This is a genomic window from Streptomyces sp. NPDC029296 (genome assembly GCF_055569255.1).
The window spans coordinates 45845-72278 of sequence record NZ_JBVHXT010000034.1 but is presented as its reverse complement, the minus strand read 5'-3'; the positions used below and the strand labels follow the sequence as shown (position 1 = coordinate 72278).

Below are 26434 nucleotides of genomic sequence, written 5' to 3'. Positions count from 1 at the left end.
TGTCCCTCGTCCCCGTACGGTCATCGGTGGGTCCGCGGCTGCCCGCGGTGCGGCCACCCGGGCGGTCGCGGGGCCCCCAGGAACCCTTCCGCGCGGGCCGAGGCGAGGCCGATGCGCGGCAGGTCCGCGCTCTTCTCGAAGAGCAGGAAGCGCGGCTCCCAGACGGGCCGGTACTTGGCGTTGGCGCGGTACAGCGACTCGATCTGCCACCAGCGGGAGAAGAAGCCGAGCAGCGACCGCCACAGCCTCAGCACCGGTCCGGCGCCGAGGCGTGCGCCACGTTCGAAGACCGAGCGGAACATGGCGAAGTTGAGCGAGACCTGAGTGATCCCGATCTCGCGGGCGCGCCGCAGCAGCTCGATGACCATGAACTCCACCAGCCCGTTGCCGCAGTCCCGGTCCCGTCGCATCAGGTCCAGCGACAGCCCGTCGGGGCCCCACGGCACGAAGGACAGCAGGGCCCGCAGCCGCCCCTCGGCGTCCGTGCACTCCAGCATCACGCACCGGCCGTCCCGGGGGTCCCCGAGCCGACCCAGCGCCATGCTGAAGCCGCGCTCGGTCGCGCCGTCCCGCCAGTCGTCGGCGCGCTCGACCAGGTACGCCATCTCGGGCGCCGGGATGTCCTCGTGGCGCCGGACGCGCACCCGGTACCCGGCCCGCCGCACCCGGTTGTACGCCTGCCGGACGGTGCGCATGGCCCGCCCCTCCAGCGTGAACCGGGCGACCTCCACGACCGCCTCGTCCCCGAGTTCCAGCGCGTCCAGGCCGTGCCGGGCGTAGACCGTCCCGGCCTCCTCGCCCGCGCCCATCACCGCCGGGATCCACCCGTGCGCCCGTGCCTCGGCCAGCCACGGCACGATCGCCCCCGGCCAGGCCTCCGGGTCCCCGAGCGGGTCCCCGGACGCGAGGCTCACCCCGCCGACGACGCGGTAGACGACGGCGGCCTTCCCGGTCGGCGACCACACCACGCTCTTCTCCCGGCGCAGCGCGAAGTAGCCGAGCGAGTCCCGTGCACCGTGCCGCTCCAGCAGCTCCCGCAGCCGTTTCTCGTCGTCCTCGGTGAGCGGGTCGACGGCCCGCCGGGAGCGGAAGGCGGCGTACAGGACGGCGAGCAGGAGCGCGGTGCTGAGCACGTTGACGGCCACGTTCACCCAGGTGGGCGGGGCGATGCCGGGGAAGCGGGACTCCTCGGCCGAGACCGACACCAGCCGCAGGGTGCCGTAGTACCAGCGCTCCGGGAACGTCGAACGGGCCGCGCCCGGCGCCTGGCCGGTGACCGTGACCAGCAGCCCGGCCAGCAGGCTCGCGGCCAGGCCGCCGCCGACGGCCACGGCCGCCGCCAGCCGGGGGTTGGACCGGTCGCCCGTGGCGTAGAACTCCCGGCGGCCGATGAGCAGCGCGGCCACGAAGGCGGCCGTCAGCGCCAGGGAGACCCAGTTCTGCGCGTACCGCCGGATCTCCGGGAAGGTCATGGCGAACGCGAGCAGGGCCAGGAAGAGCCCGCTCAGCACCAGGTTCAGGATCCACGCGGCCCGTTTGCGGCGGCGCGTGGTGACGGCCAGGAAGGCGGTGAAGACACCGGAGGCGAAGCCGGCCGTCAGCAGGTACGGCGTGAAGAGGTCGTCCTGGTTGTGCCGGCGCACGTCCTGGCCGAGCGAGACCCACACCGCGCTGAGGAAGTTGACGAACGCGACGGTCCGCAGATACCAGACGGCGAACGCGGCGGCCCGCCGGGACGCCCCGGCGGCCCACCGCACCCTCACTCGCCGCATCACGGCAATTCGGGCATCCTCCATAGCGGAAGATCATATGGGTGCGATCAGAATAAATCGCACTTTTCGCGCCATTCGCGGCATCAGTCCAGGGACTGTTCCTTCTCCGCCGGCTCCTGCCCCACCGGTTCCCGCTCCGCCGGCTCCTCGGGTGCCGGCTCCTTCTCGGGAAGCTCCGCGGCCAGCGCGGCGGCGGCCCGGACCAGGGGCAGCGCCAGCAGGGCGCCCACGCCCTCGCCGACCTTCACGCCCTGCTCCAGCAGCGGCTCCAGGGCCATCCGGTCCAGCGCCTTCGCCTGCCCCGGCTCCCCGCTGACGTGCCCGGCCAGCCACCAGTCCGGCGCCCGGAAGGCGACCCGCTGGGCGACCAGCGCGCACGCGGCGGCCACGACCCCGTCGAGGATCACCGGCAGCCTGCGCACCGCGCACTGCAACAGGAATCCGGTCATCGCCGCGAGGTCCGCGCCGCCCACGGCCGCCAGCAGCCGGAGCTGGTCCCCGAGCACCGGCCGGGCCCGCCGGAGCCCGTCCCGGATCGCCGCGCACTTGCGCATCCACGCCAGGTCGTCGATGGCGAGCCCGCCGCGCCCGGTCACCACGGACGCGTCGGTGCCGCACAGCGCGGCGATCAGCACCGCCGCCGGCGTGGTCCCGCCCACGCTGACGTCGCCGAGCACCACCAGGTCGGTCCCCGAGTCGGCCTCCTCGTCGGCGATGGCGACCCCGGCCCGCAGCGCGGCCTCGGCCTCCTCCGGGGTGAGCGCGTCCTCGATGTCGACCCGGCCGCTGCCGCGCCGCACCCGGTGCCGCACGACGTCCGGCGGGAAGGCGTCCGGCGGGCAGTCCACCGCCATGTCCACGACCCGCACCGGCACCTCCAGCCGGCGGGCGAGCACCGACACCGGGCTCGCGCCCTCCAGCACCGCCCGCACCAGCCGCTCCGCACCGCCCGCGGGCCGCGCGGAGACGCCCAGCCCGGCGATGCCGTGGTCACCGGCGAAGAGCACCACCCGGGGCTGCCCGACCGGCCGTACCGGCACCTCGCCGCGCGCGGCGGCCAGCCACTCGCCCAGCTCGTCCAGGCGGCCCAGTGCCCCGGGCGGCACGATCCGGCGCTCCCGCAGGGCCTCGGCGTCACGGCGTACGCCCCCGTCCGGGCGCTCGATCAGATCGGTGAAGTCGTCCAGATTAAGGCTGCTCATTCGCCGAACAGTACCGCCCGCGCGCGAACGGTCCCGCGCCACATCGCCACCACACCACCACGATGTCTTTGCACCTCGGATCGACATCCCATACGTTCCGCTTTGCCGCGGAATGTCGCACAGGGAGCCGCCCATGCCGACCTCGCCCCTCACCCCGCAGTCCACCACCCCGCACGACCCCTTCCGGGAACCCCGCCGCGAGGACTGCCCCTGGTGCGGCTCCCGGCGGCTGCGCACCCGGCTGCGTGCGCCCGACCCGCTGCGCCACCGGGCCGGCACGTTCGCGCTCGACGCCTGCGGGGACTGCGGCCACACCTTCCAGAACCCCCGGCTGAGCGCGGAGGGACTCGCCTTCTTCCACCGGGACTTCTACGAGAGACAGCTGGAGGAGTTCGCCGGCCGGATCCTGTCCGACCGCGCGGTGCGGCGCCGCCACCGGGCCGCCGCGTGGCGCCTGTCGGGGCTCGGCGAGCCGGAGAGCTGGCTGGACGTCGGCACGGGGCACGCCCGCTTCCCCGAGGCGGCGAAGGAGTTCTTCCCGTACACCAGCTTCGACGGGCTCGACCCCACCGCCCGGGTCGAACAGGCGCTGCTGGAGGGCCGCGTGGAGGAGGCGCACCGGGGCTACCTGACGACCCCCGGGATGGCGGCCCGGCTGCGCGCCCGCTACGACGTGGTCACGATGTTCCGCCATCTGGAGCACGCCCCCGACCCGCGCGCCGAACTCCGCGCCGCGCTGACCGTGCTGCGGCCCGGCGGCCACCTGGTCGTGGAGGTCCCGGACCCCGCGTGCGTCTTCGCGGCGCTGCTGGGCCGGTGGTGGCTCCCCTACGGGCAGCCGCGCCGTCTGCACCTGGTGCCGCGGGCCAACCTGTGCGCGGAACTGGCCGGACTGGGCTGCGCGCTCCTCGTCGTGGACCGCAGGGCCGCGCACGTCCCCTACGACCTCTCGGCGGCCGTCGCGCTCTCCCTGGTCCACGCCCACCCGGCGCTCCACCTGGCCGCCGCGCCGGCGCGGGCGCTGGCCTCGGCCCTGGACCGCGGGGGCGCTCCGCTGTTCCGGCGGACCCGGTTCTCCAACGGGTACCGGGTGGTGGTGCGGAAGGGCACGGGGTAGTTCCGGGTCGTCGCCGGCCGCGGACGCGCGGGCGCGCTGCCGCCCGCGCCCCGCGGCAGAGAGCCGCACAGGGGCGAGGCCCCGCACCCCTTGCGGGGGCGCGCCCCGCTCACCCCCGCAGCACCAGCGCCTGGCCCGCCACCACCAGCACCACCTGCTCGCACTCGTGCGCGAACGCCGTGTTCAGACGGCCCAGTTCGTCGCGGTAGCGGCGGCCGGAGGCGGTCGCGGGGACGATGCCCGAGCCGACCTCGTTGGAGACCGCGACCACGGTGCGCCGGGTGGAGCGCACCGCGTCGGTCAGTTCCCGCACCCGCTCCCGCAGCGACTTCTCGCCCCCGCCCGCCCACTCCGCGTCGTCCCAGGCCCCCACGGAATCCATGGCGTCCGCCAGCCACAGCGACAGACAGTCGACCAGCACCGGCGGCCCGTCCTCGGCGAGCAGCGGCACCAGGTCGGTGGTCTCCGCCGTACGCCACGACCCCGGCCGCCGCTCCCGGTGCGCGGCCACCCGTGCCGCCCACTCGGTGTCCCCGCTGCGCGTGCCGCCCGTCGCCACGTACAGCACGCCCGGGAACGCCTCCAGCCGCCGCTCGGCCTCCACCGACTTGCCCGACCGGGCCCCGCCCAGCACCAGCGTCCGGCGCGGCACGTCCGGCACCTCCTCGTACGCCCCGACCACCAGCGTCGTACCGTCCGGCACCGCCCGCGCCCCGGCCGCCGCGAGCCGGCGCCGCACCTCCGCGCCGCCCGGCACGTCGTGGTCGAGGTGGACGGCGACGACGTCCGTCGTGGGGCCCGCCGAGCCGACCGCCCGGAGCCGGGCGAGCGCGTCCGGCCGGTTCACGACGTCCGCGAGGACCATGTCGTAGGACTGCGCGCCGGTCTGCTCCAGGCCGGCCGGCGCCCCGCCCGGCGGCAGATACAGCAGCCGCTGCCCGTCCGGCCCGGTCACCGCGTACCCGGTGCCGCCCGCGTCCATCGCCACCGCCCGCACCCGATGGCCCGTCAGCAGCGCCAACTCCCGTCCGTCCGGCACCCGGCCGGGCTGCGGCAGCCCGGCCGGCACCTCCACCGCCGGGCCGTCGTGCGGGTGCGACAGCAGCACCTGCCGTACCCCGCCCAGCGAATGCCCGGCCCGCGCGGCCGCGAACGCCGCGCCCGGTGTGAGGTCGAGCAGCAGCGAGCCGTCCACGAGCACCGCGGTCGCGGCCCGCGCGTCCGGTCCGAGCGCGGTCGCGCAGACGGCGCAGGAGCAGTCGGGGCGAGGCAGTCCCGCGGGGGCGCCGGTACCGAGCAGAGTGATGTCCACGGACCGATTTTCGCCTGTCCCGGTGGGTCTTGCGCTTCCGGCTAGGCTGCCAGCAGGTGTTGGATCAAAGGAGGCCTGTATGACGGCATGGACGTGGCGGTTCGAGAAGGCCGACGGGACGGAGGTCCAGCCCGCCGTCCGGCCCGAGGAGTTCACCACGCAGGGCGATGCCGAGTCCTGGATCGGCGAGAACTGGAAGGCGTTGCAGGAGGGCGGGGCCGACCAGGTGCGGCTGTTCGAGGAGGGCGCCGAGATCTACGGGCCGATGAGCCTGCACGCCGACGCCTGACCGGACCGGCGCCCGCGGTGGGGAGAGGGACTCCTCTCCTCACTGCTCGCCCAGCGTCACCTGGACCGTGTGCTCGTCGCCGTCGCGGAGGAACGTCACCGACGTCCGCCGGCCCGGCTGCGCCGCGGCCAGGGCCTCGGCGAGCGAGGTGAGGTCGGTGATCCGCCGGCCGCCCAGCCCGGTGATGATGTCACCCGGCCTGAGGCCCGCCTTGTCGGCCGCCCCGCCCGCGGGGGCGACGACCACCGCCACCCCGACCGGCCGGTAGCGGTCGTCCAGGACGGTCCGCGCGGTGATGTCGAGGGCCGCCCGCCCGGAGTCGACGACCTTGCCCTCCTTGACGATCTGGTCGGCGACCGTCTTCACCATCGACGCCGGGATGGCGAACCCGATGCCCGGCGCCGCGCCGCCGCCGAGGCTCTGGTCGACCGCCGCCAGCGTCGGGATGCCGATCACCCGCCCCTCCAGGTCGACCAGCGCGCCGCCGCTGTTGCCCGGGTTGATCGCGGCCGAGGTCTGCACCATGTTCGCGATGGTCGCGCCCGTGCCGCCGCCCGAGTCGCCCTCGCTGACGGTCCGCCCGGTCGCCGAGACGATGCCCTGGGTCACGCTGGACGACAGCCCCAGCGGCGACCCCATGGCCAGCACGATCTGGCCCACCGCCACCTTCCCGGAGTCCCCGAGCACCGCCGGTCTCAGCCCGTCCGGCATCCGGTCCAGCCGGATCACGGCGAGGTCCTGCTCGGGGTAGGAGTAGACCAGGCGCGCGGTGAGCGGCTCCTCGTTGTTGGCCGTGGTCACCTGGAACGTCTTCTCCGAGCCGACCACGTGCGCGTTGGTGACGATGTGCCCGTTGCCGTCGTACACCACCCCGGAGCCCAGGTCCCGGCTCGCCTGGATCTGCACGACCGACGGCAGCACCTCCTTGATGACCCGCAGGTACTGGCTCTGCAGATCGCCCGCCGCCATGGACACGGCCGCCCCGGTGGCCGCCGGGACGTCCCGTCCGGCCGGGACGGCGGGGGTGGTGCAGCCGGCGGCGAGGGCCGCGCAGCACAGCAGGGCGGCGCGGGCGGCCGTACGGACCCGCGCGCGGATACGGGAAGCGTCCATGCCCCGAGTCTCACCGCACGGTGACCGGCCGTCCCGTGCGGTTGCCCCGAACGGGGTCAGCCCCGTACCCCGCACAGATGCAGCAGCGCCGCCACCCCGCGGTAGGGGTCGGTGCGCCCGGCCCGCTCCTCGACCTCGAGCAGCGTCGGCAGGTCCTGGGGGAGCGCCGCGTTCTGCGCCGCCGTGTCCGTGAAGACCCGCACGCCGTACCAGGCCTGCAGCGGGGCGGCGATCCCGGCGAGCGTGGCGGTCAGGGCGGACAGCCGGTCGGCGCGCACGTCCAGGCCCAGGCGGTTGCGGTAGGTGGTGGTGTCGAAGGCGGCCAGGGCGTCCGCCCAGTCGCCGCCGAGGCCCGGCCGCATGGCGAGGGCGTCGCCGTTGCGGACCAGGAGGGAGAGGAGACCGCCCGGGGCCAGCATCCGGGCCAGGCCCGCCACCAGCGGGTCGGGGTCCTCCACGTACATCAGTACGGCGTGGCAGAGCACCACGTCGAAGCCGCCCGGCAGGAAGTGCACCCCGGTGTCCCGGCCGTCGCCCTGCACCAGCCGCACCCGCTGCCGGATGCCCTCCGGCTCCCGGGCCAGGGCCGCGCGGGCGGCGGCGATCATCCTCGGGTCCCGTTCGACCCCGGTCACCTCGTGGCCGAGCCGGGCCAGCCGCAGCGCCTGCGCGCCCTGACCCATCCCCACGTCGAGCACCCGCAGCCGCCGCCCGACCGGGAACCGCCCGGCTATCTGTTCGTCCAGCTGCCGGGTCACCAGCTCCTGGGACACGAGGTCGCGCAGCCCGCCCAGCTCGTGCGGCCGGGCCGGGGAGGCGCCCCCGGTGAACGCGTCGGCGTTCAGGGCCGCTCTCCGCGCTTGACCCGGGGCTTCGGCAGACGGAGCCGGCGCATCTGGAGGGACCGCATCAGCGCGTAGGCGACCGCGCCACGGGTGTTCTCGTCCGGGAAGCGCTCGGCGAGCCGCTTCTTCAGACGGAAGCCGCTGAAGGCCGCGTCCAGCACGATCAGCACGATCACGATCAGCCACAGCAGCAGCGCGATGCTCTGGATCGCGCCGACCCGGACCACGCTCAGCACCAGGATGACCACGGCGAGCGGCAGGAAGAACTCCGCCACGTTGAACCGCGAGTCGACCCAGTCCCGGGCGAACCGGCGGACCGGGCCCTTGTCCCGGGCGGGCAGATAGCGCTCGTCCCCGTTGGCGAGCGCCTGGCGCTGCCGTTCCAGGGCCTGCCGCCGCTCCTCGCGCTGGCGCTTGGCGGCCTCCTTGCGGTTCGTCGGCGTATGGGCGACGCTGCGGCGCTGGGTACGGGCCTCACTGCGCTTGGGCGTGGGCCTGCCCTTGGGGGCCTGCGGGTCACGGGGCTGCTTGGAGTCGGTCAGCGCCGCCTTGGCGGCGGGGGCCTTCTCTTCCTTGGCACGGCTACGGAACACAAATCCCAAGGGTAAGGGCTGCACCGGCATGGACCCCAGCCCGGTGGGGAACGATCCGGCAACGCCGGACGTCCGAAGGGGACGGAGGGGGACGTGGGGGGTGGGATCACCTACTCCTTGCGCCGGAGCGGAGCGGTCCGCAGTCGTCCTCGGGGATGAGCGCATCACCGGGCGAACAGTGCGGTAATGGAGACAGGGCCCGTACTGTGGGTCTTGTCGCAGGATCGGTGAGCCGGAGTCCGTCAGAAGGGGGCGCGCGAAGCCCATGAGCGGTGTCATGAAGCGTATGGGGATGCTTTTCCGCGCGAAGGCGAACAAGGCCCTGGACCGGGCCGAGGACCCGCGCGAGACCCTCGATTACTCCTACCAGAAGCAGCTGGAGCTGCTGCAGAAGGTGCGGCGCGGCGTCGCCGACGTGGCGACCAGCCGCAAGCGCCTGGAGCTCCAGCTGAACCAGCTCCAGCAGCAGTCCGCCAAGCTGGAGGACCAGGGCCGCAAGGCGCTCGCGCTCGGCCGGGAGGACCTGGCCCGCGAGGCGCTGTCCCGCAAGGCCGCGCTCCAGCAGCAGGTCGGCGATCTGGAGTCGCAGCACGCCACCCTCCAGGGCGAGGAGGAGAAGCTCACCCTCGCGGCCCAGCGCCTTCAGGCCAAGGTGGACGCCTTCCGCACCCGGAAGGAGACCATCAAGGCCACCTACACCGCCGCCCAGGCCCAGACCCGCATCGGCGAGGCGTTCTCCGGCATCTCCGAGGAGATGGGCGACGTCGGCCTCGCCATCCAGCGCGCCGAGGACAAGACCGCCCAGATGCAGGCCCGGGCCGGCGCCATCGACGAGCTGCTCGCCTCCGGCGCCCTGGACGACCCCTCCGGCATGCACAAGGACGACATCCAGGCCGAGCTGGACCGGCTCTCCGGTGGTACGGATGTAGAGCTGGAACTGCAGCGCATGAAGGCCGAGCTGGCCGGGGGCTCCCCGCAGCAGGCCATCGAGGGCGGCACCGCTCAGGGGCAGTCCCAGCAGCAGCCGCAGGACACCCCGCGCTTCGACAAGCAGTAGCCGGGCGCCGGGGCCCGAGCCGAGGAGACCGACGTGATCGTACGGATCATGGGGGAGGGCCAGGTGAGGGTGGACGACGCCCACCTCGCCGAGCTGAACGGGCTGGACGACGAACTGCTCGCCGAGATGGAGGGCGGCGACGAGGAGGGCTTCCGCCGCACACTCGTCGCGCTGCTGGACGCCGTCCGCCGCTTCGGCACCCCGCTGCCGGACGCCGCGCTGGAGCCGTCGGACCTGATCCTGCCGTCGGACGACGCCACCCTGGAGGAGGTCCGCGCCCTGCTGGGCGACGACGGCCTCATCCCGGGCTGACCCCGGTCAGCTCACGGCGCGCCTCGTGGTGCGCGACTTCTGCCCTCCGGGTGGGCGAGGTCCTTCGCCCGGGTGCCGTCCCCGTGCGGATCGGCGGACCCGCCGCCCGTGACCGGCCGCACCCGCGCCCCGGCGGTGGCCGAGTCGGCACGGACCCCACGGACTCCCGGCCGCCCGCGTCCGCCGTCGGCGGGTCCAGCACCCTCACCGGATGGTGCCCGGGCGTCCCGTCCCGGGAGTACAGGGCGTAGGGGGCGCCGTCGTCCTCGGCGGCCCACGACCCGGCGAGGACCAGGCACCGGCACCCCTCGCCGCGGCGCGGATCCCGGACCGGCGGCCCGCAGAGGTCCACACCGGGACCGTGCCGCCCCGGCCGGCGGCCGGACCGGTGTGCGGCCCGTCCCGGAGCCGGCCCGGGCCACACGGCTCCCCCCGTTCTCACGCGTCCCGGCGGTCGTGTGCGGCCCCGGACCGCCGAAGGCGCGGGACACCGGAACGGCCGTCAGCCGGTGATCACCCGAACGGGGGACCCAGGGGTTTCCGGCCCGGGGCCGCGGCGCCGGAAGCGCGCCGTACTGTTCCTGCGTGAGCACTCTCGAACGCGCCCGGTACGGCCTGAAGGCCCACCCCCTCGCCCTGGACGCCGCCCTGGCCGCGGGCGTCCTGGGGTGCATGGTCGCCGGCTCCTTCGCGGTGCCGCGGGACGGGCACGTGACCTGGGGCGTGCACACCCCGGACACCCTGAGCCTGGTCCTCATGCTGATCGGCGCCGTGGCGCTGGTCCCGCGCCGCCGCCGGCCGCGCGCCGTCCTCGCCGTCACCGGTACGGTCTCCCTGGTCGAGCTGGTCACCGGCGACCCGCGCGCCCCGGTCGCGATGTCCGCCGTCGTCGCCCTGTACACGGTCGCCGCGACCACCGACCGCCCCACCACCTGGCGCCTCGGGCTGCTCACCATGACCGTGCTGACGGGCGCCGCCATGCTCGCCGGCCCCCTGCCCTGGTACGCGCAGGAGAACCTGGGCGTGCTCGCCTGGACCGGCATCGGCGCCACCGCCGGGGACGCCGTGCGCAGCCGCCGCGCCGTCGTGCAGGCCATCCGGGACCGCGCCGAGCGCGCCGAGCGCACCCGGGAGGAGGAGGCCCGGCGCCGGGTCGCCGAGGAACGGCTGCGCATCGCCCGCGACCTGCACGACGTCGTCGCCCATCACATCGCCCTGGTGAACGTGCAGGCCGGGGTCGCCGCCCACGTCATGGACAAGCGGCCCGACCAGGCCAAGGAGGCGCTGGCGCACGTCCGCGAGGCCGGCCGCAGCGCGCTGAACGAGCTGCGCGCCACCGTCGGACTGCTGCGCCAGTCCGACGACCCCGAGGCCCCCACCGAACCCGCCCCCGGCCTCGGCCGGCTGGCGGAGCTGGCGGCCACCTTCCGCAGCGCCGGCCTGCCGGTGGAGGTGGCCTGCGCCGACCGGCCCGGCGAGCTGCCCGCCGCCGTCGACCTGGCCGCCTACCGGATCGTGCAGGAGGCACTGACCAACGTGCGCAAGCACGCGGGCCCCGCGGCCCGGGCCGAGGTCAGCGTCGTACGCGTCGGACCCCACCTGGAGGTCACCGTGCTGGACGACGGCGCGGGCGTCCCCGGCACGCCCGGCGACGGCGGGGGGCACGGGCTGCTCGGCATGCGCGAGCGGGTCACCGCCCTCGGCGGCACCCTGAGCACCGGACCCCGCTACGGCGGCGGTTTCCGCGTCCATGCGATCCTTCCGGTCCGGCCGACGACCGCCCAGGGGGAGCCCGTATGACCATCCGTGTCCTGCTCGCCGACGACCAGGCACTGCTGCGCAGCGCGTTCCGGGTGCTGGTCGACTCCGAGCCCGGCATGGAGGTGGTGGGGGAGGCCTCCGACGGCGCGGAGGCGGTCCGGCTGGCCCGCGAGCACGTCCCCGACGTCGTCCTGATGGACATCCGGATGCCCGGCACCGACGGCCTCGCCGCCACCCGGCAGATCGGCGCCGACCCGTCCCTGGCCCAGGTCCGCGTGGTCATCCTGACCACCTTCGAGGTGGACGACTACGTGGTCCAGGCGCTGCGCGCCGGCGCGTCCGGCTTCCTCGGCAAGGGCAGCGAACCGGAGGAGCTGCTGACCGCCATCCGGGTCGCGGCCGGCGGGGAGGCCCTGCTCTCCCCGGCCGCCACCAAGGGCCTGATCGCCCGCTTCCTCGCCCAGGGCGACACGGGCCCCGGCCCCGACCCGGCCCGCGCCGGGCGGCTCGCCGCCCTCACCGGACGGGAGCGGGAAGTCCTCGTCCAGGTCGCCGGCGGCCACTCCAACGACGAGATCGCCGAGCGCCTGGCGGTCAGCCCGCTGACGGTGAAGACGCACGTCAACCGGGCCATGGCCAAGCTGGGCGCGCGGGACCGGGCGCAGCTCGTCGTCACCGCGTACGAGTCGGGGCTGGTACGCCCGAGGATGGACTGATCTCCACCCGGGTGTACTGCGCGCGGAGTAGGGGCCCGGCGGGGAACGGGACCTGGGACCTACGGAACGGCGGTCCGGGATGGCCCAGGGTGGTGGAGACTCCTGCCGCTCCCGGATGAGAGAACCTGATCCATGTCCTGGCTGTCCCGCTTCAGCCTCGCGCAACGGGCCCTCGTCGGGCTCGTGTCGCTCGTCGCGCTCGCCTTCGGGCTGATCGCGATACCCCAGATCAAACAGCAGCTGCTGCCCACCATAGAACTGCCCATGGTGTCAGTGATCGCGCCGTACCAGGGCGCCTCGCCCGACGTGGTCGAGAAACAGGTCGTCGAGCCCATCGAGGACAACCTCCAGGGCGTCGACGGCGTCACCGGCGTCACCTCCACCGCGAGCGAGGGCAACGCCGTGATCATGGCGTCCTTCGACTACGGCAACGACACCGAGCGGATCGTCGGCGACGTCCAGCAGGCCGTGAACCGGGCCCGCAACCAGCTCCCGGACGGCGTCGACCCCCAGGTCGTCTCCGGGTCCACCGACGACATGCCGACCGTGGTCCTCGCCGTCACCTCCGACCGGGACCAGCAGGCGCTCGCCGACCAGCTCGACACCACGGTCGTACCGGCCCTGAAGGACATCGACGGCGTCGGCCGCGTGCAGATCACGGGCGTCCGCGACCGCCAGGTCACCGTCACCCCCGACGACGCGAAGCTCGCCCGCGCCGGTCTCACCGCCGCCGACCTCGGCCGGGCCCTGACGGCGGGCGGCGCGACCGTCCCGGCCGGCTCCTTCGACGAGGACGGCGCCAACCGCACCGTCCAGGTCGGCGGCGGCTTCACCTCGCTGGGGCAGATCAAGGACCTGATGGTCACCGGCGAGGGCGCGAGGCCCGTGCGGCTCGGGAACCTGGCCACCGTCAGGGAGCGGCCGGCCCCGGCCGACTCCCTCACCCGCACCGACGGCCGGCCGAGCCTCGCCGTCAGCGTCACGATGGACCACGACGGCAGCGCGGTCTCCATCTCGGAGGCGGTCGAGGACAAGCTGCCCGGCCTGCGCGCGGACCTCGGCTCCGGCGCGCGGCTCACGGTCGTCAGCGATCAGGGCCCGGCCGTGTCCAAGTCCATCAAGGGCCTGACCACGGAGGGCGCGCTCGGTCTGCTCTTCGCGGTCCTGGTGATCCTCCTCTTCCTGGCGTCGGTCCGCTCGACCCTGGTCACCGCGGTCTCCATCCCGCTGTCCGTGGTCCTCGCCCTGCTCGTGCTGTGGACGCGCGGCCTGTCGCTGAACATGCTCACCCTCGGCGCGCTGACCATCGCCGTCGGCCGGGTCGTCGACGACTCGATCGTGGTCCTGGAGAACATCAAGCGGCACCTCGGCTACGGCGAGGAGCGCAAGGAGGCCATCCTCGCCGCGGTGCGCGAGGTGGCCGGCGCGGTCACCTCCTCCACCCTCACCACGGTCGCCGTGTTCCTGCCGATCGGCCTGGTCGGCGGCATGGTGGGCGCCCTGTTCGGCTCCTTCAGCCTCACCGTGACGGCGGCCCTGCTGGCCTCCCTGCTGGTGTCGCTGACGGTCGTGCCGGTGCTGTCGTACTGGTTCCTGCGCGCCCCCAAGGGCACCCCCGAGGACGCGGCCGAGGCCCGCCGCGAGGCCGAGGAGAAGGAGGCGAACAGCCGCCTCCAGCGTGCCTACGTCCCCGTGCTGCGGTTCGCCACCCGGCGCCGGCTGACCAGCGTGCTCATCGCGATCGTCGTCCTGGTCGTCACCTTCGGCATGTCCGGCCTGCTGAAGACGAACTTCTTCGACCAGGGCGAGCAGGAGGTCCTCACGATCAAGCAGAAGCTGGAGCCCGGCACCAGCCTCGCGGCCACCGACGCCGAGGCCCGGCGGGTGGAGAAGCTGCTCGCCTCCACCGAGGGGGTGAAGGACTACCAGGTCACCGTCGGCTCCTCCGGCTTCATGGCGGCCTTCGGCGGCGGCACCGACACCAACCAGGCGTCGTACCAGGTGATGCTGGAGGACTCCGCGTCCTACGACGAGGTGCGCCGGCACCTGGAGGACGGGCTGAAGAAGCTCGACGGCGCCGGTACGACCACCGTGTCGGCCGGTGACGGCTTCGGCAGCCAGGACCTGAGCGTGGTGGTCAAGGCGTCCGACCCGGAGGCGCTGCGGACGGCGGCGGAGCGGGTCCGCGCCACGGTCGCCGGCCTCGACGACGTCACCGACGTCACCAGCGACCTGGCGCAGAGCGTGCCGCGGATCTCGGTGAGGGCCAACGCCAAGGCGGCGGCGGCCGGGTTCGACGACCAGAAGCTCGGCGCGGCGGTGGCGCAGGCGGTGCGCGGGACGACGGTCGGCAAGGCGGTCCTGGACGACACCGAGCGGGACGTCGTCGTACGGTCGGCCAAGCCCGCCACCACGCTGGCCGAGCTGCGGAACCTGCGTCTCGGCCCGGTGCGGCTCGGCGACATCGCCACGGTGGAGCCGGTGGACGGCCCGGTGTCCATGACCCGCATCGACGGGCAGCGCGCGGCCACCGTCACCGCCCGGCCGACGGGGGACAACACGGGCGCGATCAGCGGCAAGCTCCAGTCGAAGATCAAGGCGCTGAAGCTCCCGGCGGGCGCCACGGCCGAGATCGGCGGCGTCTCCTCCGACCAGGACGACGCGTTCAAGAACCTGGGCCTGGCCATGCTCGCGGCCATCGCGATCGTGTTCATGCTGCTGGTCGCGACGTTCCGCTCGCTCGCCCAGCCGCTGATCCTGCTGGTCTCCATCCCCTTCGCGGCGACGGGCGCGATCGGCCTGCTGGTGGCCACCGGCACCCCGATGGGCGTGCCCGCGATGATCGGCATGCTGATGCTGATCGGCATCGTGGTGACCAACGCGATCGTGCTGATCGACCTGATCAACCAGTACCGGGCCCAGGGCCACGGAGTGGTGGAAGCCGTGGTCGAGGGCGGCCGGCACCGGCTCCGCCCGATCCTGATGACGGCGCTGGCGACCATCTTCGCCCTGCTCCCGATGGCTCTGGGCATCACCGGCGAGGGCGGTTTCATCGCCCAGCCGCTCGCCGTGGTCGTCATCGGCGGCCTGATCACCTCCACCCTGCTGACGCTGCTGCTGGTACCGACGCTCTACGCGATGCTGGAGCTGCGCAAGGAGCGCCGGGCGGCGAAGCGGGCGGCGAAGCGGGAACCGAGCACCGAACAGGCGCCGGAGCCGGCCGGAGTGTGACGGCAGCGCGAAGGGCCGGGTCCCGCACGGGAACCCGGCCCTTCGCGCTGCCGCGCGGCCCGGTTACGGCAGCGCCAGCATCCGCTCCAGCGCCAGCTTGGCGAACGCCTCCGTCTCCTTGTCGACCTCGATCCGGTTGACCAGGTTGCCCTCGGCCAGGGACTCCAGCGCCCAGACCAGGTGGGGCAGGTCGATGCGGTTCATGGTCGAGCAGAAGCAGACCGTGCGGTCGAGGAAGACGATCTCCTTGCCCTCGGACGCGAAACGGTTCGCCAGCCGGCGCACGAGGTTCAGCTCGGTGCCGATGGCCCACTTGGAACCGGCCGGGGCGGCCTCCAGGGCCTTGATGATGTACTCGGTCGAGCCGACGTAGTCCGCCGCCGCCACGACCTCGTGCCGGCACTCCGGGTGCACCAGGACGTTCACGCCGGGGATGCGGGCGCGCACGTCGTTCACCGACTCCAGGCTGAAGCGGCCGTGCACGGAGCAGTGGCCGCGCCACAGGATCATCTTCGCGGCCCGCAGCTCGTCCGCGGTGAGACCGCCGTTGGGCTTGTGCGGGTTGTAGACCACGCAGTCGTCCAGCGACATCCCCATGTCCCGGACGGCGGTGTTGCGGCCCAGGTGCTGGTCCGGCAGGAAGAGGACCTTCTCGCCCTGCTCGAACGCCCAGTCCAGCGCCCGCTTGGCGTTGGACGAGGTGCAGATCGTGCCGCCGTGCTTGCCGGTGAACGCCTTGATGTCGGCGGAGGAGTTCATGTACGAGACGGGGACGACCTGCTCGGCGATCCCGGCCTCGGTCAGCACGTCCCAGCACTCGGCGACCTGCTCGGCCGTCGCCATGTCGGCCATGGAGCAGCCGGCGGCCAGGTCGGGCAGGACCACCTTCTGGTCGTCGGAGGTCAGGATGTCCGCCGACTCGGCCATGAAGTGCACACCGCAGAAGACGATGTACTCGGCCTCCGGGCGCGCGGCGGCGTCCCGGGCCAGCTTGAAGGAGTCGCCCGTGACATCGGCGAACTGGATGACCTCGTCACGCTGGTAGTGGTGGCCGAGCACGAAGACCTTGTCGCCGAGCTTCTCCTTGGCCGCGCGGGCGCGCTCGACCAGGTCGGGGTCGGACGGCGACGGCAGGTCACCGGGACACTCGACGCCCCGCTCGCTCTTCGGGTCGGCCTCACGGCCGAGCAGCAGCAGGGCGAGCGGACTCGGCTGCACGTCGAGCTCCGGGGTCTGGGCGGTGGTCACGACACGCACCCTTTCTACTTTTCGTCTAACTGACGCTATCTATCATAACCGGTTCACGTCACTTTGACGATGGCCATAACGTCGATGTGACGTGAATCCCGCCGGACCCCCTCTCCGCGCCGCTGTCCCCCCGACGGGCCATGTGCGAGCATGAGGAAGCAACACGAAAACGCGACCACGCGAATGCCCGGCCCGGAATGAATCCGCGGAAACGCCGGTTGCACTCGTCGGCAAGCAGTCTCCGTACAACCCGGGAGAGATGTAGATGTCCGTATCGGACGAGACCACCACCGTCACCGACGGCATCATCCTGACCGACGCCGCCGCGGCCAAGGTCAAGGCCCTGCTCGACCAGGAAGGCCGCGACGACCTCGCGCTGCGCGTCGCCGTCCAGCCCGGCGGCTGCTCCGGCCTGCGCTACCAGCTCTTCTTCGACGAGCGCTCGCTCGACGGCGACGTCGTGAAGGACTTCGGCGGGGTCAAGGTCGTCACGGACCGGATGAGCGCCCCGTACCTGGGCGGTGCCACCGTCGACTTCGTGGACACGATCGAGAAGCAGGGCTTCACGATCGACAACCCGAACGCGACCGGCTCCTGCGCCTGCGGCGACTCCTTCAGCTGAGCCGGCACCGGACGGTGAAGGCGGCGGTCCCCGTGCCGGGGGCCGCCGCCTTCGTCCGTTCCGCGCGGGTCGCCGTCCGCCGGCTCAGCGCGGCCGCGGGGACGCGTCCGGCCGCAGCGCGCCCGGCTCCGCCTCCGGGACCGCCCGGCCGTCCGCACCGGTCACCGTCCGCCCGTCCAGCGGCGCGCGGAGCGTCACGGTCTTCACGTACTCCTTGGCGACCAGCACGCACACCCTGTCCGGCCAGGGCGTCTCGGTGACGGTCACCGTCACCCGACCGCCGCTCTCCCGCGCCGAAACCCGGTAGTCGGCGCACACCCCGCCCGAGAAGCCCACGGTCATCGTCCGCCCGTCGGCCGTGTACGCCCGCACCGGCACGCTCCCGCTCCTCCCGCTCTCCCCGGACGGCGTCGGCACGGGAGACGCGGACCCGGACCCGGACGCCGGCACCAGGTACGCCGGGTCGACCGCCGGATACGTCACCGTGAACGCCTCGCCCCCGGCGGATCCCCGCGCCCGGAACAGCCAGGACGGCACCAGCGTCCGCCGCCCGCCCACGGAGTGCGCGGCCAGCCCGAACACCGCCTTCTCCACCGTCACCGTCTCCCGTACCCGCCGCGCCGGCCCGGAGGGCGCCCCGCACGGCCGCTCCAGCCGGTCCTTCGACGGCACCGGGCTCGCGCACCCGCCGATCCCCGTCCGGTGGCCGCCCCCGGCCTTCCCGTTCAGCAGCTCCAGTGTCCGCGCCGCGCCCAGCACCGGATACGTCGCGCCCCTCACCGGCGCGGCCAGCAGCCCATGGCCGCCGATGATCTCGCCCCCGCGGCCGACGCCCAGGCCGGTCGTCCAGCCGTAGGTGGGCAGCCCGCCCACCACCGGATCGGCGTTCACCACCCGCTGGGCGCCCGTCACCCGGCTCGCGTCGGTCCTCGCGTTCTCCAGCCCGGCCGCCGCCAGCACCGGCGCCGCCGCCTTCTGCGCGTCGGCCACGCTCACCGGGTCGCCGGCCGGAGCGCCCGGGTCCGGGGAGCAGACGGTCACCTTGCGGCAGTTGTCGGTGCCGGGCGCGTACCGGCTGTACGACCAGTCGCCCGGCGCGTCCCGGCGCACGGTCAGCGCCGGCCCGGAACCGTCCCGGCCGCCGACCCGCCAGCCGCGCCCCTCGGCCACCGGGGTCCCGTCCATGCCGAGCGCCTTCGCCAGTCCGGCCACCCGCTCCCGGCCGGCCCCGGCCCCCGGCTCGTACACCGGCGCCGTACCGGGTCCGTCCGGCAGCGCGCCGGCGGCCACGTACCGGGCGCCGTACGGGTCCGGCTCGCCGGGCGCGATACCGCCGGTGCCGGTGCCGGTGCCGGTCCAGCCGTCCAGGGCGAGCGGCGGGGGAGTGCGGGCCCCCGCGGGGGTCCCCGCGGGCGCCGCCGCGTCGTCCCCGCGGCCGTCCGGGCCGCCGCCGGCGGCGAGGCAGGCCCCGCCGCCGGCGAGCAGCACGGCGCCGGCGGCGAGAAAGGCGGCGAGGGCGGCGGGGCGGCGCCTCGCCCGCCGGGTCCCGCGCTCTCGGGGGACGCCGGAGTGTTCGGGGTGCTGGGTGTTCACCGCATCGCTCCTCGCTGTCGTGCCCCGCGTTCCCCGCGCGGGGGACGGCGATGGGACGCGGGAGGGCGGCGCGCGGTTCCCGGGGGCCCGCCCCCGGTCAGTCGCCGTAGTCCGACATCGCGTCCAGCAGCCGGGCGGACCGCGCCGGCACGGACACCCCGTGGATGCGGGACGGGGACACCGGACGGGAGTCGGCCCGCTCCGGGGCCGCCCAGTGCGGAGCCATCCGGGCGCAGTCGCCCCACAGGGGAGCGAGGCCGCCGCCGGGCTCGGCCGGGACGGAGGAGGTGACCTCTAGGTTCGTCATGACCGCACCGTACGCACGGCACGCGCCGCGAAGAAAGATCTACTATCGGGTAGATTCGCCAGCTTCAGCGACGGCGGCGGAGCGGGTAGCGTGAACTGTCAACCCAGCCTCCCGCAGGAGAACCCCGCCGTGCGCATCGCAGTCACCGGCTCCATCGCCACCGACCACCTCATGACCTTCCCCGGCCGCTTCGCCGACCAGTTCGTCGCGGACCAGCTGCACACGGTTTCGCTCTCCTTCCTGGTCGACAACCTCGACGTCCGCCGCGGGGGCGTCGCCGCCAACATCGCCTTCGGCATGGGCCAGCTCGGCACCCGGCCGATCCTGGCCGGCGCCGCGGGCTTCGACTTCGACGAGTACCGGGCCTGGCTCGACCGCCACGGCGTGGACACCGAGTCGGTCCGCATCTCCGAGACGCTGCACACCGCCCGCTTCGTGTGCACCACCGACGCCGACCACAACCAGATCGGCTCCTTCTACACCGGCGCGATGAGCGAGGCCCGCCTCATCGAGCTGAAGACCGTCGCGGACCGCGTGGGCGGCCTCGACCTGGTCCTCATCGGCGCCGACGACCCCGAGGCGATGCTCCGCCACACGGAGGAGTGCCGCTCCCGGAACATCCCGTTCGCCGCCGACTTCTCCCAGCAGATCGCCCGGATGGAGGGCGAGGAGATCCGGATCCTGCTGGACGGCGCGACCTACCTCTTCTCCAACGAGTACGAGAAGGGGCTCATCGAGTCCAAGACCGGCTGGAGCGAGGCGGAGATCCTGTCCAGGGTCGGCCACCGGGTCACCACGCTCGGCTCGCGGGGCGTGCGCATCGAGCGGACCGGCGAGGACCCGATCGAGGTCGGCTGCCCCGAGGAGGAGCGCAAGGCCGACCCCACGGGCGTCGGCGACGCCTTCCGCGCCGGGTTCCTGTCCGGGCTGGCCTGGGGCGTCTCGCTGGAGCGCGCGGCGCAGATCGGGTGCATGCTCGCCACGCTGGTCATCGAGACCGTGGGCACGCAGGAGTACCAGCTGCGGCGCACCCACTTCATGGAGCGGTTCGTGAAGGCGTACGGGGACGAGGCGGGCGAGGAGGTCCGGGCCCACCTCGGCTGAGCGCCGGCCGGGCGGGGGGTCAGTCCACCCGGCGGACCAGGTACGCCGTACCCCGTTCCGCCGGCTCCTCGCCCACGTACTCCTGTCCCCGCATCTGGCACCACGCCGGGATGTCCAGGCGGGCCGCCTCGTCGTCCGAGAGGACCCGGACGAGGCCGCCCACCGGGACCTCGCCGAACACCTTCGCCAGTTCGATGACCGGGATCGGGCAGCGCTTGCCGAGGGAGTCGACGACCAGCTCCCGCGCCCGGACGGCCGTCACCGGGGCCGGTGCGCCCAGCTTCTCCCGGACGCCCGCCACCACCCCCGGCAGCACCTCGAGGAACCGTTCCACGTCCTCCTCGGCCGCCCCCGCCGGCAGGGACACCCGGACGTTCCCCTCGCTCAGCACCCCCATCGCCTTCAGCACATGGCTCGGCGTCAGCGTGCCGGACGTGCACGAGGAGCCGGAGGAGACCGAGAAGCCGGCCCGGTCCAGCTCGTGCAGCAGGGCCTCGCCGTCGACGTAGAGGCAGGAGAACGTCACGATCCCGGGCAGCCGGTGCCCGGCGTCGCCGACCACCTCCACGTCCGGCACCAGCCGCGGTACCCGGTCCCGGATCCGCCGCGTCAGCTCCCCGAGCCGTGCCGCCTCCCGGTCCGCCTCGGCCCGTACCGCGCGCAGCGAGGCCACGGCCGCCACGATGGCCGGGATGTTCTCGAAACCGGGCGCCCGGCCCGACTCCCGCTCGTCCCCCGGGCCTTGGGCGGCGTACCGCACCCCCTTGCGCACGACGAGCAGCCCGACCCCCGGCGGCCCGCCCCACTTGTGCGCGCTGGCCGTCAGCAGCGACCAGTCGCCCTCCACCGGCCCCCAGCCCAGCGACTGGGCCGCGTCCACCAGCAGCGGCACCCCGGCACCCCGGCACGCCTCGGCCACCTCGGCGACCGGCTGCACGGTGCCCACCTCGTGGTTGGCCGACTGCAGGCACGCCAGCGCGGTGTCCGCCCGGAGCGCCCGCGCGTACCCCGAAGGGTCGACGGCCCCCGCCCGGTTGACGGCCACCCGGGTGACGCTCCCGCCCTCCGCCTCGAACGCTTCCGCCGAATGGAGGACGCAGGAGTGTTCGACGGCGGACACGATCAGGTGGCGCCCCACCCGCCGCCGCCCGGCCAACGCCCCCGCGATCCCCGTGTGTACGGCCCGCGTCCCGGACGGGGTGAAGACCACCTCGTCGGCCCGGCAGCCCACGGCCTCCGCGGCCGCCTCCCGGGCCGCGTCCAGCAGCATCCGCGCCTTGCGCCCCTCCCGGTACAGCCGCGCGGGATCGGCCCACCCTTCATCCAAAGAGGCCAACAGCGCCTGACGGGCCACGGGATGGAGGGGAGTGGCGGAAGCAGCATCAAAGTAGGCCATACGGCAACGCTAAACCGCCGGTCAGCCGGGCGTCCCCAAGGGGTGCGCCGCCGGGCGCGACCAGCCACAACACCCCCGCAGCCGCCAATCAAGCGAACCACCCCACCCAGTAGGCACCCCTCCTCGCGAACCCTCGGAGAGGGTGGGCTAGGGTTTGGTCCGCATAAACATCCAAACCCCTGCCCGACGCAGGGCGGCGACCGACCAGCGAGAAGGCCGCAGCCAACCGCGCGGGCGAGACTCTCGGGAAGGCGCTACGTGAGTCCCAACGGCTCCGACCGCTCGCCGCGGCGCCCGATGCGGCGGAAGCTGCTGCAGGCACTGACCGCGGGCCTGGTCCTGGCGACCGCAACCGGTTGCACATACAAGGACTTCCCCCGCCTTGGCATGCCCACCCCGACCACGGAAGAGGCTCCGCGGATCCTCTCCCTGTGGCAGGGCTCCTGGGCTGCCGCGCTCGCCGTCGGCGTGCTGGTGTGGGGCCTGATCCTGTGGAGTGCTTTCTTCCACCGGCGCAGCCGCACCAAGGTCGAGGTTCCTCCGCAGACCCGGTACAACATGCCGATCGAGGCCCTGTACACCGTGGTCCCGATCATCATCATCTCGGTGCTCTTCTACTTCACGGCCCGGGACGAGTCGAAGCTCCTGGACACCTCCAAGAAGCCCGACGTCACGGTCAACGTGGTCGGCTTCCAGTGGAGCTGGGGCTTCAACTACATCGAGAACGTCCCCGGTTCCACCGGCGATGCCAAGACCGACAAGAACCTGGACGCCATCCCGGACCGGTTCAAGGACCAGTTCCCGGCGAACGCCGGCGGTGTCTACGACGTCGGCACGCCCGGCACGCGGAACCCGCAGACGAACAACCCCGGTCCGACGCTCTGGCTCCCCAAGGGCAAGACGGTCCGTTTCGTCCTGACCTCGCGTGACGTCATCCACTCCTTCTGGGTGGTGCCGTTCCTCATGAAGCAGGACGTCATCCCGGGCCACACCAACGCCTTCCAGGTGACCCCCAACAAGGAGGGCACCTTCCTCGGCAAGTGCGCCGAGCTCTGCGGCGTCGACCACTCCCGGATGCTGTTCAACGTGAAGGTCGTCTCCCCCGAGCGTTACGAGCAGCACCTCAAGGACCTCGCCAAGAAGGGGCAGACCGGTTACATTCCCGCCGGCATCGCGCAGACGAGCCACGAGAAGAACCGGGAGACGAACAACCTGTGAGCATCCTCAACGAACCCCAGGGTGCCGCGGCAGCTGATGGCTCGTACGCCGACGAGCTGCCGGTCAGGCGCAAGCAACCCGGCAATGTCGTGGTGAAGTGGCTGACGACCACCGACCACAAGACGATCGGCACGCTGTATCTGGCGACGTCGTTCGCGTTCTTCCTGATCGGCGGCGTGATGGCGCTCATCATGCGCGCCGAGCTGGCCCGTCCGGGCCTGCAGATCATGTCGAACGAGCAGTTCAACCAGGCGTTCACGATGCACGGCACGATCATGCTGCTGATGTTCGCGACGCCGCTGTTCGCCGGTTTCGCCAACTGGATCATGCCGCTGCAGATCGGCGCGCCCGACGTGGCGTTCCCGCGGCTGAACATGTTCGCCTACTGGCTGTACCTCTTCGGCTCGCTCATCGCGGTGGCCGGCTTCCTCACCCCGCAGGGCGCGGCCGACTTCGGCTGGTTCGCCTACTCCCCGCTGTCGGACGCGGTCCGTTCGCCGGGCGTCGGCGCCGACATGTGGATCATGGGTCTGGCCTTCTCCGGCTTCGGCACGATCCTCGGCTCGGTCAACTTCATCACCACGATCATCTGCATGCGTGCCCCGGGCATGACCATGTTCCGCATGCCGATCTTCGTGTGGAACGTGCTGCTGACCGGTGTGCTGGTCCTGCTGGCCTTCCCGGTGCTGGCCGCCGCGCTGTTCGCCCTGGAGGCGGACCGGAAGTTCGGCGCCCACATCTTCGACGCGGCCAACGGCGGCGCACTGCTGTGGCAACACCTCTTCTGGTTCTTCGGACACCCAGAGGTGTACATCATCGCCTTGCCGTTCTTCGGCATCATCTCCGAAGTCATCCCGGTGTTCTCCCGCAAGCCGATGTTCGGCTACATGGGCCTGATCGCCGCGACGATCGCGATCGCGGGTCTGTCCGTGACCGTGTGGGCCCACCACATGTACGTCACCGGCGGTGTGCTGCTGCCGTTCTTCTCCTTCATGACGTTCCTGATCGCCGTACCGACCGGTGTGAAGTTCTTCAACTGGATCGGCACGATGTGGAAGGGCTCGCTGTCCTTCGAGACACCGATGCTCTGGGCGACCGGCTTCCTGATCACCTTCACGTTCGGTGGTCTGACCGGTGTCATCCTGGCCTCGCCGCCCATGGACTTCCACGTCTCCGACTCGTACTTCGTGGTGGCCCACTTCCACTACGTGGTCTTCGGCACGGTCGTCTTCGCCATGTTCTCCGGCTTCCACTTCTGGTGGCCGAAGTGGACCGGCAAGATGCTGGACGAGCGCCTCGGCAAGATCACCTTCTGGACGCTGTTCATCGGCTTCCACGGCACCTTCCTGGTCCAGCACTGGCTGGGCGCCGAGGGCATGCCGCGCCGGTACGCCGACTACCTGAACGCCGACGGCTTCACCGCGCTGAACACGGTGTCGACCATCAGCTCCTTCCTGCTCGGCCTGTCGATCCTGCCGTTCCTGTACAACGTCTGGAAGACCGCCAAGTACGGCAAGAAGGTCGAGGTCGACGACCCGTGGGGCTACGGCCGCTCGCTCGAGTGGGCGACCTCCTGCCCGCCGCCGCGGCACAACTTCCTCACCCTGCCGCGGATCCGCAGCGAATCCCCGGCGTTCGACCTGCACCACCCCGAGATCGCCGCGCTCGAGCAGCTTGAGCACGCCGGTCACGGCACCGCCGTCGCGGGCAGCAAGGAGGCCGGCAAGTGAAGATCCAGGGTCGGATGTTCATCTGGCTGAGCGTCTTCATCCTGATCATGGCCATCGTGTATGGCGTGTGGTCGAAGGAGCCGGCCGGCACCACGGCACTCTTCCTGGCCTTCGGCCTGGCCGTCATGATCGGCTTCTACCTGGGCTTCACCGCCCGGCGGGTCGACGCGGGCGCCCAGGACGACAAGGAGGCCGACGTCGCGGACGACGCGGGCGAGCTGGGCTTCTTCAGCCCGCACAGCTGGCAGCCGCTCATGCTGGGCTTCGGCGGCGCGATCGCCTTCCTCAGCATCGCGGTCGGCTGGTGGCTGATCTACTTCTCCGCCCCGTTCATCCTGATCGGCCTGTTCGGCTGGGTGTTCGAGTACTACCACGGTGAGAACCGCACCCAGTAGGGCGCGCAGAAGCACCGGGAGCCCGGACCTTCCTGACGGAGGGTCCGGGCTCCACTCGTTTGCCGGTGCATCGTTCGCTCGGATGAGTGACTCACCATGCCAGTAGTCTCTTCATCTCATAGCGTGATCATATGAACCACACTGCGCGGACCCGCACCGTCGTCGGCTGCACCCTGCTGGTGACCGCCCTCGGTGCGGGCGTCACCGCCTGCGGTTCGGACGGCAACCCCCTGTCGGCCAGGCCGTACGACGCAGCGGACCTGATCTCCTTCAACGGCCCCGTCGAAGCGGGCAAGCGGGCCGACCCCGACAAGCCCCTGGAGGTCACCGCCAACAGCGGTGAGGGCCGGATCACGGACGTCACCGCCCGGGACTCCACAGGGCGCTACGTGACGGGCGAACTCGCCGCCGACGGCAGCCGCTGGCACAGCACCTCCCCGCTGGCCGCGGGCGCCCACTACACGGTCACCGTGAGCACCGAGGACGACGACGGCGCGCCCGGCCGCAAGGTCCTCTCCTTCGACACCGGCAAGCCCGCGGGCAAGAGCCTGGGCGTCACCTTCGGGCCGGGCACCGGCACCTACGGCGTCGGACAGCCCCTCACGGCCCAGCTCGACCAGGGGATCAAGGACAGGGCGCAGCGCGCCGTCGTGGAGCGGGCCCTGCGGGTGGAGTCCGTGCCGGCCGTGCCGGGCTCCTGGTACTGGGTGAACGACAAGGAACTCCACTACCGCCCCAAGGACTACTGGCCGGCCCACGCCACCGTCCAGGTGCGCAGCAACCTGGACGGCGTCCGGATCAACGACCGGCTGCGGGGCACGAAGTCCACACCGCTGAAGATCACCACGGGGGACCGGGTCGAGGCCGTCGCGGACGCCGACACGCACCAGCTGACGTACTACCGGAACGGCCAGTTTGTCGAGCAGCTCCCGGTCACCGCCGGCAAGCCCGGCTTCGAGACCCGCAACGGCGTCAAGGTCGTCCTGGAGAAGCAGTACTTCGTACGGATGCGCGGCACCACCGTCGGCATCGCCGAGGGCACCTCGGACTCCTACGACCTGCCGGTGTACTACGCCACCCGGGTCACCTGGTCGGGCGAGTACGTCCACGCGGCCCCCTGGTCCGTCGGCTCCCAGGGCTACGAGAACGTCAGCCACGGCTGCGTCGGGATGAGCACGTCCAACGCCGAGTGGTTCTACGACAACATCCGCGAGGGCGACATCGTCAGGGTGGTCAACTCCCAGGGCCAGACCATGGAGCCCTTCGGCAACGGCTTCGGCGACTGGAACGTCGACTGGAAGAAATGGCGCGCGGGCAGCGCCCTCACGAACAAGACCCCGGACGGCCCGGCCCCGGCCGAGGCGGTACGCCTCCAGCCAAGGGCCGTGTAGACACCCGTGAGGGGCGGGGGGGGGGGGGGGGGGGGGGGGGGGGGGGGGGGGGGGGGGGGGGGGGGGGGGGGGGGGGGGGGGGGGGGGTGTGGGGGTGGGGTCTCGCCCCA

At 73.0% G+C, this 26434-nt stretch carries 23 protein-coding genes; 13 read left to right on the top strand and 10 right to left on the bottom strand.

The genetic code is table 11. The features are described from left to right. Positions 1–20: 20 nt before the first annotated feature. Both ACZ4W9_RS27455 and cobT read right to left on the bottom strand, forming a co-directional pair. Positions 21–1796, bottom strand: a complete 1776-nt coding sequence (locus ACZ4W9_RS27455) for a phosphatidylglycerol lysyltransferase domain-containing protein (protein ID WP_467940259.1) — start codon at positions 1794–1796, stop codon at positions 21–23. Positions 1797–1855: 59 nt separating this feature from the next. Beyond that, positions 1856–2974 (bottom strand): nicotinate-nucleotide--dimethylbenzimidazole phosphoribosyltransferase, encoded by a 1119-nt coding sequence (gene cobT, locus ACZ4W9_RS27450; protein WP_467940258.1) that lies wholly within the window; start codon positions 2972–2974, stop codon positions 1856–1858. 133 nt (positions 2975–3107) lie between these two features. On the opposite strand from cobT, the gene ACZ4W9_RS27445 reads away from it, so the two are divergent. Continuing rightward, positions 3108–4091 carry a class I SAM-dependent methyltransferase gene (locus ACZ4W9_RS27445; RefSeq protein ID WP_467940257.1) on the top strand — a complete coding sequence of 328 codons (984 nt, stop codon included), beginning with the start codon at positions 3108–3110 and terminating at the stop codon, positions 4089–4091. A 109-nt stretch (positions 4092–4200) separates the two neighbouring features. Here the strand turns inward: ACZ4W9_RS27445 and ACZ4W9_RS27440 are convergent, their stop codons facing one another. After that, entirely contained in the window at positions 4201–5403 is a 1203-nt protein-coding gene (locus ACZ4W9_RS27440; protein ID WP_467940255.1) for a bifunctional adenosylcobinamide kinase/adenosylcobinamide-phosphate guanylyltransferase, read from the bottom strand. Positions 5404–5482: 79 nt separating this feature from the next. On the opposite strand from ACZ4W9_RS27440, the gene ACZ4W9_RS27435 reads away from it, so the two are divergent. Then, entirely contained in the window at positions 5483–5692 is a 210-nt protein-coding gene (locus tag ACZ4W9_RS27435) for a hypothetical protein (protein ID WP_467940254.1), read from the top strand. Positions 5693–5731: 39 nt separating this feature from the next. Here ACZ4W9_RS27435 and ACZ4W9_RS27430 read toward each other — a convergent pair whose 3' ends face one another. The 3 genes from ACZ4W9_RS27430 to ACZ4W9_RS27420 all read right to left on the bottom strand — a co-directional run bounded on the left by ACZ4W9_RS27430 (position 5732) and on the right by ACZ4W9_RS27420 (position 8273). Next, positions 5732–6805: a S1C family serine protease gene (locus ACZ4W9_RS27430; protein WP_467940253.1), complete on the bottom strand. Its 1074-nt coding sequence runs from the start codon at positions 6803–6805 to the stop codon at positions 5732–5734. A gap of 56 nt (positions 6806–6861) precedes the next feature. Next, entirely contained in the window at positions 6862–7563 is a 702-nt protein-coding gene (locus ACZ4W9_RS27425) for a class I SAM-dependent methyltransferase (protein ID WP_467940252.1), read from the bottom strand. Positions 7564–7646: 83 nt separating this feature from the next. Next, positions 7647–8273 carry a DUF3043 domain-containing protein gene (locus tag ACZ4W9_RS27420; RefSeq protein WP_467940250.1) on the bottom strand — a complete coding sequence of 209 codons (627 nt, stop codon included), beginning with the start codon at positions 8271–8273 and terminating at the stop codon, positions 7647–7649. A gap of 235 nt (positions 8274–8508) precedes the next feature. On the opposite strand from ACZ4W9_RS27420, the gene ACZ4W9_RS27415 reads away from it, so the two are divergent. The 5 genes from ACZ4W9_RS27415 to ACZ4W9_RS27395 all read left to right on the top strand — a co-directional run bounded on the left by ACZ4W9_RS27415 (position 8509) and on the right by ACZ4W9_RS27395 (position 15320). Next, entirely contained in the window at positions 8509–9300 is a 792-nt protein-coding gene (locus ACZ4W9_RS27415) for a PspA/IM30 family protein (RefSeq protein WP_467940249.1), read from the top strand. 33 nt (positions 9301–9333) lie between these two features. Continuing rightward, on the top strand, positions 9334–9612 hold the full coding sequence (pspAA, locus tag ACZ4W9_RS27410; protein WP_467940248.1) for a PspA-associated protein PspAA: 279 nt from the start codon (positions 9334–9336) through the stop codon (positions 9610–9612). A 585-nt stretch (positions 9613–10197) separates the two neighbouring features. After that, a complete protein-coding gene (locus tag ACZ4W9_RS27405) occupies positions 10198–11412 on the top strand; it encodes a sensor histidine kinase (protein WP_467940247.1) in 1215 nt (404 codons plus the stop codon). Then, on the top strand, positions 11409–12089 hold the full coding sequence (locus ACZ4W9_RS27400; RefSeq protein WP_467940245.1) for a response regulator: 681 nt from the start codon (positions 11409–11411) through the stop codon (positions 12087–12089). Before ACZ4W9_RS27405 ends, ACZ4W9_RS27400 begins: the two co-directional genes overlap by 4 nt. Positions 12090–12221: 132 nt before the next feature. Then, positions 12222–15320, top strand: a complete 3099-nt coding sequence (locus ACZ4W9_RS27395) for an efflux RND transporter permease subunit (protein ID WP_467940244.1) — start codon at positions 12222–12224, stop codon at positions 15318–15320. Positions 15321–15383: 63 nt separating this feature from the next. Here the strand turns inward: ACZ4W9_RS27395 and nadA are convergent, their stop codons facing one another. Continuing rightward, positions 15384–16568, bottom strand: a complete 1185-nt coding sequence (gene nadA, locus ACZ4W9_RS27390) for a quinolinate synthase NadA (RefSeq protein WP_467940243.1) — start codon at positions 16566–16568, stop codon at positions 15384–15386. 265 nt (positions 16569–16833) lie between these two features. Between nadA and ACZ4W9_RS27385 the strand changes: the two genes are divergently transcribed. Then, entirely contained in the window at positions 16834–17190 is a 357-nt protein-coding gene (locus ACZ4W9_RS27385; RefSeq protein ID WP_030340884.1) for an iron-sulfur cluster assembly accessory protein, read from the top strand. Between the two features lie 84 nt (positions 17191–17274). Here ACZ4W9_RS27385 and ACZ4W9_RS27380 read toward each other — a convergent pair whose 3' ends face one another. Further along, a complete protein-coding gene (locus ACZ4W9_RS27380) occupies positions 17275–18783 on the bottom strand; it encodes a hypothetical protein (RefSeq protein WP_467940241.1) in 1509 nt (502 codons plus the stop codon). Positions 18784–18880: 97 nt separating this feature from the next. Further along, the gene (locus ACZ4W9_RS27375) at positions 18881–19090 is read right to left on the bottom strand and encodes a hypothetical protein (RefSeq protein ID WP_467940240.1); all 210 of its coding nucleotides are present in this window, start codon (positions 19088–19090) and stop codon (positions 18881–18883) included. Between the two features lie 129 nt (positions 19091–19219). Here ACZ4W9_RS27375 and ACZ4W9_RS27370 point away from each other — a divergent pair, with 129 nt between their 5' ends. After that, the gene (locus ACZ4W9_RS27370; protein WP_467940238.1) at positions 19220–20194 is read left to right on the top strand and encodes a carbohydrate kinase family protein; all 975 of its coding nucleotides are present in this window, start codon (positions 19220–19222) and stop codon (positions 20192–20194) included. Between the two features lie 19 nt (positions 20195–20213). On the opposite strand, the gene ACZ4W9_RS27365 is transcribed toward ACZ4W9_RS27370, so the two are convergent. Then, on the bottom strand, positions 20214–21590 hold the full coding sequence (locus ACZ4W9_RS27365; protein WP_467940237.1) for an aminotransferase class V-fold PLP-dependent enzyme: 1377 nt from the start codon (positions 21588–21590) through the stop codon (positions 20214–20216). 258 nt (positions 21591–21848) lie between these two features. On the opposite strand from ACZ4W9_RS27365, the gene ctaC reads away from it, so the two are divergent. The 4 genes from ctaC (at position 21849) to ACZ4W9_RS27345 (ending at position 26324) form a co-directional block, all read left to right on the top strand. Beyond that, entirely contained in the window at positions 21849–22808 is a 960-nt protein-coding gene (gene ctaC, locus ACZ4W9_RS27360; RefSeq protein WP_030616660.1) for an aa3-type cytochrome oxidase subunit II, read from the top strand. Beyond that, positions 22805–24538, top strand: coding sequence for an aa3-type cytochrome oxidase subunit I (gene ctaD, locus ACZ4W9_RS27355; protein ID WP_467940235.1), 1734 nt, complete (start codon positions 22805–22807; stop codon positions 24536–24538). The genes ctaC and ctaD overlap by 4 nt, the downstream gene beginning before the upstream one ends. Further along, positions 24535–24933: a cytochrome c oxidase subunit 4 gene (locus tag ACZ4W9_RS27350; protein WP_030616654.1), complete on the top strand. Its 399-nt coding sequence runs from the start codon at positions 24535–24537 to the stop codon at positions 24931–24933. The genes ctaD and ACZ4W9_RS27350 overlap by 4 nt, the downstream gene beginning before the upstream one ends. 131 nt (positions 24934–25064) lie before the next feature. Further along, complete coding sequence (locus ACZ4W9_RS27345; protein WP_467940234.1) at positions 25065–26324, top strand: L,D-transpeptidase; 1260 nt, start codon at positions 25065–25067, stop codon at positions 26322–26324. The last annotated feature ends 110 nt before the right edge of the window (positions 26325–26434 follow it).

What these genes read in the sequence shown, in the direction of transcription:
- ACZ4W9_RS27395 (WP_467940244.1), top strand. Translation starts at nt 12,222, where the DNA reads ATGTCCTGGCTGTCCCGCTTCAGCCTCGCGCAACGGGCCCTCGTCGGG.
- ACZ4W9_RS27375 (WP_467940240.1), bottom strand. Translation starts at nt 19,090, where the DNA reads ATGACGAACCTAGAGGTCACCTCCTCCGTCCCGGCCGAGCCCGGCGGC.
- ACZ4W9_RS27400 (WP_467940245.1), top strand. Translation starts at nt 11,409, where the DNA reads ATGACCATCCGTGTCCTGCTCGCCGACGACCAGGCACTGCTGCGCAGC.
- ACZ4W9_RS27365 (WP_467940237.1), bottom strand. Translation starts at nt 21,590, where the DNA reads ATGGCCTACTTTGATGCTGCTTCCGCCACTCCCCTCCATCCCGTGGCC.
- ACZ4W9_RS27430 (WP_467940253.1), bottom strand. Translation starts at nt 6,805, where the DNA reads ATGGACGCTTCCCGTATCCGCGCGCGGGTCCGTACGGCCGCCCGCGCC.
- cobT (WP_467940258.1), bottom strand. Translation starts at nt 2,974, where the DNA reads ATGAGCAGCCTTAATCTGGACGACTTCACCGATCTGATCGAGCGCCCG.
- ACZ4W9_RS27455 (WP_467940259.1), bottom strand. Translation starts at nt 1,796, where the DNA reads ATGGAGGATGCCCGAATTGCCGTGATGCGGCGAGTGAGGGTGCGGTGG.
- ACZ4W9_RS27345 (WP_467940234.1), top strand. Translation starts at nt 25,065, where the DNA reads ATGAACCACACTGCGCGGACCCGCACCGTCGTCGGCTGCACCCTGCTG.
- ACZ4W9_RS27435 (WP_467940254.1), top strand. Translation starts at nt 5,483, where the DNA reads ATGACGGCATGGACGTGGCGGTTCGAGAAGGCCGACGGGACGGAGGTC.
- ACZ4W9_RS27385 (WP_030340884.1), top strand. Translation starts at nt 16,834, where the DNA reads ATGTCCGTATCGGACGAGACCACCACCGTCACCGACGGCATCATCCTG.
- ACZ4W9_RS27415 (WP_467940249.1), top strand. Translation starts at nt 8,509, where the DNA reads ATGAGCGGTGTCATGAAGCGTATGGGGATGCTTTTCCGCGCGAAGGCG.
- ACZ4W9_RS27445 (WP_467940257.1), top strand. Translation starts at nt 3,108, where the DNA reads ATGCCGACCTCGCCCCTCACCCCGCAGTCCACCACCCCGCACGACCCC.
- ACZ4W9_RS27420 (WP_467940250.1), bottom strand. Translation starts at nt 8,273, where the DNA reads ATGCCGGTGCAGCCCTTACCCTTGGGATTTGTGTTCCGTAGCCGTGCC.